The sequence below is a fragment of the Suttonella indologenes genome (assembly GCF_900460215.1).
In the GTDB taxonomy this organism is placed as follows: Bacteria; Pseudomonadota; Gammaproteobacteria; order Cardiobacteriales; family Cardiobacteriaceae; genus Suttonella; species Suttonella indologenes.
Window position 1 is genome coordinate 1 of sequence record NZ_UHIA01000001.1, and the last position, 5,696, is coordinate 5,696.

General features: G+C 46.3%; 7 protein-coding genes and 2 pseudogenes. 4 read left to right on the forward strand and 5 right to left on the reverse strand.

Annotated elements, in window-relative coordinates; translation table 11 throughout:
• The 4 genes and pseudogenes from DYC63_RS12435 to putP form a co-directional block, all read left to right on the forward strand.
• The coding region (locus DYC63_RS12435; RefSeq protein ID WP_218564491.1) for a hypothetical protein at positions 1–629 on the forward strand (629 nt) is incomplete at its 5' end.
• A gap of 99 nt (positions 630–728) precedes the next feature.
• On the forward strand, positions 729–1,238 hold the full coding sequence (locus DYC63_RS00010) for a hypothetical protein (protein ID WP_115217351.1): 510 nt from the start codon (positions 729–731) through the stop codon (positions 1,236–1,238).
• Positions 1,239–1,404: 166 nt separating this feature from the next.
• Positions 1,405–1,785: pseudogene (locus DYC63_RS13470) on the forward strand (ATP-binding cassette domain-containing protein); the annotation flags it as partial.
• 263 nt (positions 1,786–2,048) lie between these two features.
• Positions 2,049–3,569: a sodium/proline symporter PutP gene (putP, locus tag DYC63_RS00020; protein ID WP_115217353.1), complete on the forward strand. Its 1,521-nt coding sequence runs from the start codon at positions 2,049–2,051 to the stop codon at positions 3,567–3,569.
• A gap of 259 nt (positions 3,570–3,828) precedes the next feature.
• On the opposite strand, the gene DYC63_RS13585 is transcribed toward putP, so the two are convergent.
• From DYC63_RS13585 to DYC63_RS00035, 5 genes and pseudogenes are all read right to left on the reverse strand, one after another.
• On the reverse strand, positions 3,829–4,371 hold the full coding sequence (locus DYC63_RS13585) for an IS256 family transposase, variant Zn-binding type (RefSeq protein ID WP_425452108.1): 543 nt from the start codon (positions 4,369–4,371) through the stop codon (positions 3,829–3,831).
• Positions 4,275–4,856, reverse strand: a complete 582-nt coding sequence (locus DYC63_RS12765) for a hypothetical protein (protein ID WP_218564493.1) — start codon at positions 4,854–4,856, stop codon at positions 4,275–4,277. Before DYC63_RS12765 ends, DYC63_RS13585 begins: the two co-directional genes overlap by 97 nt.
• Before the next feature lie 40 nt (positions 4,857–4,896).
• A complete protein-coding gene (locus DYC63_RS00030; protein ID WP_147284893.1) occupies positions 4,897–5,166 on the reverse strand; it encodes a hypothetical protein in 270 nt (89 codons plus the stop codon).
• Positions 5,167–5,252: 86 nt separating this feature from the next.
• The gene (locus DYC63_RS13590) at positions 5,253–5,345 is read right to left on the reverse strand and encodes a VENN motif pre-toxin domain-containing protein (protein ID WP_218564494.1); all 93 of its coding nucleotides are present in this window, start codon (positions 5,343–5,345) and stop codon (positions 5,253–5,255) included.
• Positions 5,306–5,696, reverse strand: a pseudogene (locus DYC63_RS00035) (hypothetical protein); the annotation flags it as partial. The pseudogene DYC63_RS00035 and the gene DYC63_RS13590, both read right to left, overlap by 40 nt.

The window sequence follows — 5,696 nt, forward strand, 5'->3', positions numbered from 1 at the left end:
TGCCGACGGATTGGCTGCTGGCGGCGGCGAGCGGCATTCTGCTGTGGCGGCAGCGCGGCAGTGTCTTGGCATGGTTTGTCGCTTTATTCGCTTTCTTGCTACTGATGCGGCTTTTGTTTGATTATATGGATGAGGTGGCTTGGCAGGCGGTCTATGTGGCGGTGCCGCTGTATTATGTCTTAGGGCGCGTTTTCTGCGGGCAGGATTATGCCCGCAATCCTTTGGCGAGCATCGGCGCTGCGGGCATTTTGCTCTTGGCTTTGTTATCCGCTTGGGATGATAGAGGGTTGTTTACTAATAATTTCTTGTGGGGAATACCGATTTGGGTGGCGATTTTTGTCTATCTTGCTGCGGGCTTGGCAGTCGTCGCAGTCGTTTTGGCCGTGCAAAAGCGCTTGCGCTTTGAGCAGGCCGCTTTTGCCGCTTTATTGCCGCTGATGCTGTTTGCCAATTATTGGTTGCAGACGTCCGATTTGATGACCAATACTTTGGCAAATAAAGGTTTTTTGTTGATGAGCTTTACCTTGGGACTATGCTTGGCGATAGTGGCGGAACGACAGCAGCGTTGGCTGAAATTCAATGCCGCTTTTGCTGTTGCTCTGCAATGCTTTGGCTGCTGCATTTTTTGACGAAGTGTATAGCTTTATGCTGCGCGGTGTTGTGTTTATTATCATCGGTTTGATTTTACTTTTCGCCAATCTCTTCTTGATGAAGAAAAGGAAAGCAGCATGAAAAAAGGCTATTTTTACGGTTTAATCGCCGCTTTTATATTGCAAAGCCCTTGCGCTGCTTATGTGATTTGGGGGCATTATGAGGCGCAAAGCAAGGCAGGCATTTTCTCTTTCAAACCGAGCCGATTGATCCGCGCGATTATTTTCGCCGGTCAGTATGTGGCGCTGAATTTTGCCGCCGACAGCGGCAAGGAAATCGCCAATGATGTCTGCCAAACGGAAGATTATCAGGTCGTGAGCGGCAAATTGTATGCCCGTCTGAAGCAGAATGCACAAGTTTGGCGGAGATTGATTTTGTATCGCGTCATCCCGCCGCAGGGCGACGATTATGTCAGGATTAACGATGGTTACTGCACAGGCAAAACATTGCATTTCAGCCTGCCTTTTAAACGCTATTATGCCAATGAAAACGAAGCTTTGCCGATGGAAGTTGCCGCACGCGAACATCCCGAGCAAACCTTTTGCAGGTGGCTGTTTATCGCGGACGCTATGCGGTGGAGCGTTTGATTTTGCCGGCAGCGGCGCAGCCCTAGGGCGGCAGAGGTTCTCCGCCTAAAACTATAAGCTTATAACTTTTTGCTCTCATCCCGACACTTGTCTTTGCTACAATGCGCCTTTCTTTTTAGGAGGACATTGCGATGTTTAAACGCATATTCACGGCGGCAGCCTTGGCGAAGGTTTGGCATTGCTCGGTAAAGTCGGTTTGGCAGATAAGGCGGATTTGTATCCTTATCAACTCTCGGGCGGACAGCAGCAGCGCGTCGGCATTGCACGGGTTTTGGCGATTCGTCCCGAATTATTGCTGTTTGACGAACCGACTTCCGCCCTTTGATCCCGAATTGGTACAAGACGTTTTAGACAGTATGAAAGCGCTTGCTGCCGACGGCCTGGACCAATGTGGTGGTAACGCATGAAGTGCAATTTGCCTTGGAAGTGCGGATGTGATGCTGGTCATGGATAAAGGTTGGTGGTCGAGCAGGGCGCGCCGAAAGACTTGCTGGCAAATCCGCAGCATGAGCGCACGCGCAGTTTCTTGCAGAAAATCTGTCATTAAAAAAGCCCTTAGGGGCTTTGCTTTTTGTGCTTTTGCTTTGATATGGAATGATAATGCTAATTTTTCTAAGGGCTTGTTCCTCAAGCTTGAAAACAATTGATTTTGATGAAATACCGTATAAATAAAATAATTTACAATCACTCAATGTAACAGTTTACAAAATAAGGTAAATCTATAATAATCCTTGCGTGTCAATTTGACACATTGTTTTAATCGATATGTTAGAAAAACCGCATTCAGCGGTGCCACCTTGAGGAGTTTGTATGAATAATCCGATGTATATTACCTTCGGCATTTATTTGATTGCCGTGCTGCTGATTGGTTTGGCGGCTTATTTTTCCACACGCAATTTTGACGATTATATTTTGGGCGGGCGCAGTCTCGGGCCTTATGTGACGGCGATGTCCGCCGGCGCCTCCGATATGTCGGGTTGGCTGCTGATGGGGCTGCCCGGTGCGATTTATGCCAGCGGTTTGAGCGAGGCCTGGATTGCCATCGGCTTGACAATCGGCGCTTGGCTGAACTGGCTCTTTGTCTCGGGACGTTTGCGCGTGCATACCGAATACGCTAATAATGCCTTGACCTTGCCCGATTATTTTTATCACCGTTTCGGTGCCAAAGGGCAGGCAATGAAAGTCATTTCCGCCGTGATTATTCTGTTTTTCTTCACGATTTACTGTGCTTCAGGTATTGTGGCGGGGGCGCGTTTATTCCAAAGTCTGTTTGAAGGCATGAGTTACAACACCGCTTTGTGGTTAGGTGCCGGTGCAACGATTGCCTATACTTTTATCGGCGGCTTTTTGGCGGTGAGCTGGACGGATACCGTACAGGCGACGCTGATGCTCTTTGCCCTAATTTTAACGCCGATTATGGTCTATCTCAGCTTGGGCGGTGCGGCGGAAATGAGCGCGGCGGTGCAGGCTGTGGCTGCCAATACCGGCAAAGAATACAGCAGCCTGTTTGCCGGTACGACCTTCTTAGGCATTATTTCTACCGCCGCTTGGGGTTTAGGCTATTTCGGACAACCGCATATTTTGGCGCGCTTTATGGCGGCGGAAAATGTGAAATCGCTTAATAGTGCACGCCGCATCGGTATGACGTGGATGATTGTCTGCTTGGGCGGTGCGGTGGCGGCCGGTTATTTCGGCATTGCTTATTTCGGCGGTCATCCCGAAGAAATAGGAGCATTAGGCGGTAATGACGAACGCATTTTCATTGCTTTGGCAACCTTATTGTTTAACCCTTGGATTGCCGGCGTCATTTTGAGTGCGATTTTGGCAGCGGTGATGTCTACGCTGTCTTGCCAGCTCTTGGTCTGTTCCAGCGCCATTACCGAAGATTTTTACAAAGGCTTTCTGCGCCCGAATGCTGCGCAAAACGAATTGGTCTGGGTAGGGCGGATTATGGTATTGGCGGTGGCGATTATTGCCATTTTGATTGCCGGTAATCCCGACAGCAAAGTGCTGGGCTTGGTGTCCTATGCTTGGGCGGGCTTCGGCGCAGCCTTCGGACCGGTGGTGATTTTATCGGTGATGTGGAAGCGCATGACGGCTTCAGGCGCTTTGGCCGGCATGATTAGCGGCGCAGTCGTGGTGGTGCTATGGGCGGAAAAAGTGAATCCGGCATTGAGCAAAGCGGGTTTGCCGACCATGTATGAAATCGTGCCCGGATTTATTTTGTGCGGCTTGGCGGTGGTTGCCGTATCCTTATTGAGCAAAACGCCTGAGCGCGAAGTGGTGGAAAAATTCGAAAAAGCAGATGCGGATTATCGCGCAATACATTGAGAGATAGCCGATTATGAAATGAAAAGACGATGAATGTCCTTTCCTACAATCTTAATCGGCTTTGTAACTAATTGATAAGAGCGCCTTAACATATAGTCGAAAAATTGAGAAAGTATTACGGATTTGGCTCATCTTGCCGTACGCGCTTGCACTATCTGCGGTTCGCCGCCTTGTACTAATTTTCGAGCAAAGGGACATTTTAGGTGCTGTTTTCGAGTTCTTTAGCCTAAGGGACAAAATAGGTGCTATCTAGCGTTTTTTAAGCAAAATAATCTTTTATAAACTTAACCTTATTGTCCTTTCCCATGCCGCAATGACAAGCTAAAAGTCTTTTCAGATCACCAAATTTTCCTTCAAGCAAATTGGTGGTTTTTGGCAGGTTTAACTCCGGATAATCTTCAAAGGTAAAAAGCCAATGCAGATTGCGCCTCAGACTGTTATAAGCACTTCTTAAACGTTTGTGCCTATAGTGTGATTTACCTGTTTCGGGATTTGAGCTACGTTCGTTGAGAAAGTCTTTATGCTGCTTATGCCAGTTATTCAAATGCTCTTCAAATGCCGCTTTGCTGCTGTTTTTTAGGCTTAAGGCAAGTTGTTTTAAATCTACTGCCGCTGCTGTTTGAGGTTTTCTTGTCAGATAACGGTTAATGGTTTTGACTTGGTGGAATTGACAAAGCTGTATGGGAATATCGGGAAATAATGAGGTTAATCCTCTTCTTCCATCGCAGATAATACTCTGAATATGTATTCCTTTTCTTGTAGCTCTCGTATGGCTTGTCGATACAATGCATTGCTTTCTGATTTAACCTCGCTGACCGATAAGGCTTGTCGGCTGATGCTGTCATACAGCACCATCACACCAAATTTACGTCCAAAGTAGGTAGTATCCATGATGATATTGACTGATGAAAAATGCCGTTGTTCAGGTTCCCTAAGTCGGGCTTGTTTGAGATGTCTAGCAATGGTTTTACGGGTTGCAGGAAAAACGTTGGGCGAGCTTTGCATGCTTTGTTTGCCGCTACTATAAAGTGTCCACAACTCTTGAGGGTTAAGACGCTTTTTGCTGCTAAAACGCTTACCGCATTGCCGGCATTTGGTATCGTTGCTGATGATTTTGTCTGCCGTCTTTTTTGACCTGTTTTGAGCCACAGAAAAAGCATTTTTTGTGTTCAAAGCTTTTGACCTCGCTAAAAGCCTTACAGAATAAGGTTTTTCAAACTTTTTAGCACCTAAAATGTCCCTTGCCCGAAATTCATCAAAAGTTTTTCCATTAACAGCAGCATTCATACCTGCTAAGATGTTTCCAGCATCTCTCAATGAAATATATTTACCCTGAAATAAAATCCATGATATGAACCAGCACCAGGATAATTGCTTTTATATCGTATTCTCCTCCTGGAAGACTTTTTCTAGCAACAGTAGTATCCCATTGACCCCATGCTTTATCATTAAGTTGATAGATATATGGTTCTATATTTTCCCCAAAATGTATGATACCAAAAGATTTCCCTGATTCTGGACTAGTAAATGAGTCCTGCCACATTACTTGACCTACAACTTTTTTGGGTGAATTATACAATTCATCAAAGTCTGTCAAATTAGGACAATTATTTCTAGCAATAGGGTAGCAAACATAATCATATTGATAGATATTGTAGTCATCATTAGGAATATTACGGATAACTACCCGTTTTTATCAACATAAAGGCTATTATTCTCCACCGCACTTTGCGCATTCAGGCTGCCTTGCGCTGCATCTGTTGCGCTGTTGCCCACTGCTGCACCGTAGCTGTACCCAATAAATTTGTAATCGCTGTTACAGTCTCTTTCTCTTCTGCCGTTAAGTCGCTGCCTTTGTCTTTGCCATATAACCATTTACTGATGTAAGGCGCAACCGCCTCCGCACCACCTGCACTCAATGCGCCTGCTAGGGCGTTATTGTCTCCTGCTGCTGCAACCGCTGCGCCCAGTATCGCATGGGCCAGCACATGAGCAGCTTGTTGTTTTTCTGTTAATTTGCCATCAGCATTATCTTTAGCTAATTCTTTGAATTTTTGACCAATTTCATATGAAATCATCGGCGAAACAGTCGCTGCTGCAATACCTACGCCACTTTGCGTAGGCGCA

Coding starts and splice junctions, on each gene's coding strand:
- DYC63_RS00010 (WP_115217351.1), top strand. CDS start 729: ATGAAAAAAGGCTATTTTTACGGTTTAATCGCCGCTTTTATATTGCAA.
- putP (WP_115217353.1), top strand. CDS start 2,049: ATGAATAATCCGATGTATATTACCTTCGGCATTTATTTGATTGCCGTG.
- DYC63_RS12765 (WP_218564493.1), bottom strand. CDS start 4,856: ATGAATGCTGCTGTTAATGGAAAAACTTTTGATGAATTTCGGGCAAGG.